Source organism: Streptomyces sp. NPDC051133, assembly GCF_040682635.1.
In the GTDB taxonomy this organism is placed as follows: domain Bacteria; phylum Actinomycetota; class Actinomycetes; order Streptomycetales; family Streptomycetaceae; genus Streptomyces.
In genome coordinates, this window is sequence record NZ_JBFBBK010000188.1 from 1 (window position 1) to 2,247 (window position 2,247).

Consider the following 2,247-nt stretch of genomic DNA (forward strand, 5'->3'; position numbering starts at 1 on the left):
CCTACTCCGCCGGTGTGGGCGCCGGCGACTACCTCCCCGGCCCGGCGGGCTGCAAGCGCAGCAGCCGGTCGTACCCCGTCCTGTGGGTCTTCACGTGTGTGATCGTATCGTTGATCTCTGTCACCACGCCAGGAACCAACTCCCGGTATCTGCCGGGGCCGTACGGCCCTCTGAACCCTGTGAGGCCAGCAGCGCGGACCCGTGCACCCGTGCGCGTCACCCCTGTCTTGAGAAGCTGCCTCCCGGGTGTGAACGCCTGGGGTTCCGCGCTAGAACATGCTGAACACCCATCAACCCCAGCTGACCAGATGATCACTACCTCTCGAGCAGCCGGGGGAACCTCAGAGCAGATCAGCAACCGGTGACTGCGACGCCTTGCGAGAGGCCATTCGTACGATGGGTCGTTTTATCTCATCCATCTGACTGAACCCACCTGAAACAGGGCGGACCGTGACCAAGCGCCGGGGAGTTGTGCAGCAGTCCGGGCCGAAGCTGTGCAGAATTCGCCCGATTTCATCGGAATAGAAAATCTGAGACTTAAGAGGGTGAGACGATGACCGTCAAGGGCAGGGCGCTCTCAATGGGGTGCTTCCTCCTCGCGGCTCTGGTGGAGGCAGTGCCGATCGCCTGGGCTGAACCGGCCATGCCGGGATCAACACCCTCCCAGCTACCGCAGTGGCACGTGTTGGTTCCCAGTCAGTGGGAGCCCCAGCGGGACAGCCCAGCCCAGAACAGCGCACCTCCCGGCACCGCGGCCGACCCGACAGAGCGCGTGGCTGCCGAGATCAACCGGCGCCGTGCCGAAGCGGGGTGTGCCCCGGTGCGGGTCCGGGCCTCGCTTCATCAGGCCGCCCAGGTGCACAGCGTCGACATGGCCCGTCACGTGCGCCTCACGCACACTGGAACGGACGGCAGCGATCCAGCCGACAGGATGCGGGCTGCGGGTTATCGCCCCGAGGACACCGGTGAGGCCGTTGTGGTCGGTCCTGTGACCGCAGGCGCCGCCGTCACCGAGTGGATGAACAGCCCGCCGCACCGTGCCATCATCCTCACGTGCCGTTACACGGATGCCGGCGTCGGCGTGGCCTCCGGCATCGGCGGTCCCTGGTGGACCTTGGATCTGGCCACACGGCTGTGAGGGTCAGCCGAGGTTCACGGTTCCGCCGGGCGAGGGTCTCTAAGGATCAGCTCTGGCCCGTAGTCGGTGGTGACGTCGAGTAGCCGTTTGCCGGCGCTGGTCGTCCAGGAAGTGGCGGAGGGCGATGGCACGGTGGTGGCCACGGCCCGCACTCGGGTCGTGGCGGTGCCGTGTCCAGAGTGTCGGCCTGCGGCTGCTTCCGCTGCCTCGGCGTGGCCCTGAACACGGTCAAACGCTACGCTCGCATGCCCGAACTTCAGGTCCTGCGGATCGCCCCCGCCTACCGTCCGACCCTCGTTGACCCCTACCGTGACCGCCTGCGCGCCCGGCGCCGCTGACCCGCAGTCTCCTCACTTAACTGCTGTGGGAAATCTGGGAGTTGGACTGCTTCGGAAGCGTCAGCCTGCTGGTCCGGGACCTCTGCCAGGGTCGTGCTGAAGGTGACCGCCCGGTCGCGAGCTCCCGTCACGTCAGCCGCCTCCTGCTCACCAATCCCGCAAGAAGCCGCGGCCTGCCCCACCAGATCACCGCACTCGCTGATCTGGTACGCGGCTTCGCGGCCTTGCTGAAACCGCGCCGTCGACCCGCCCACCTGCGCAGTTTCACCAATGGTCGCGAAATCGACCGGCTCGCCGTGGACGCCGGCTTCACCTCGCCCTGGGACGCCTTGGCGGAGAGCGAGCCACTCTGCGAGCGTTGCGCAGGCGGTGGCGGGTTTCGTCAGGCGCTGTCGGCCACCCCCAGGTCTGAGCGCATCGCAGCCCGTACGAGCGTCATGGCGTCCATGTACTCCTGCATGGGAGCCGTGCCGTGGACCTGGATGTTCGTGCCGGCGGCGACGACATCTCGCAGGGCCCGCGCACGTGAGTCCAAGTCCTGTGCTCGAGAGAGCACTGACTGTGGGGCCAGTACCTCGAGTTCGTAGTGGGAGCCGAAGCAGACGGTGTAGGCCGTGCGGGCCTCGTTCGCGCGCTCTTCGCCCGATAGACCGGAGGTAGCCGCCAGCGCGCGCAACTGCGCCCGCATATGGGCGTGGTCCGCTAGGTAGCGCGCATAAATGTCCAGCTTTCTTGCTTCACGACCGATGCGTTGCTGCCTGTGTTCTTGAT

Annotated in this window: 2 protein-coding genes; one reads left to right on the top strand and one right to left on the bottom strand. The window is 66.7% G+C overall.

Translation table 11 applies throughout. The annotated features are described in order from the left end of the window. Positions 1 to 553: 553 nt before the first annotated feature. Positions 554 to 1,138, top strand: a complete 585-nt coding sequence (locus AB0N17_RS46220; RefSeq protein WP_366017663.1) for a CAP domain-containing protein — start codon at positions 554 to 556, stop codon at positions 1,136 to 1,138. A gap of 720 nt (positions 1,139 to 1,858) precedes the next feature. On the opposite strand, the gene AB0N17_RS46225 is transcribed toward AB0N17_RS46220, so the two are convergent. Next, the coding region (locus AB0N17_RS46225) for a hypothetical protein (protein ID WP_366017664.1) at positions 1,859 to 2,247 on the bottom strand (389 nt) is incomplete at its 5' end.

Bases quoted from the DNA above. Each gene is read 5' to 3' on its own strand.
- AB0N17_RS46220 (WP_366017663.1), top strand. From the start codon at position 554: ATGACCGTCAAGGGCAGGGCGCTCTCAATGGGGTGCTTCCTCCTCGCG.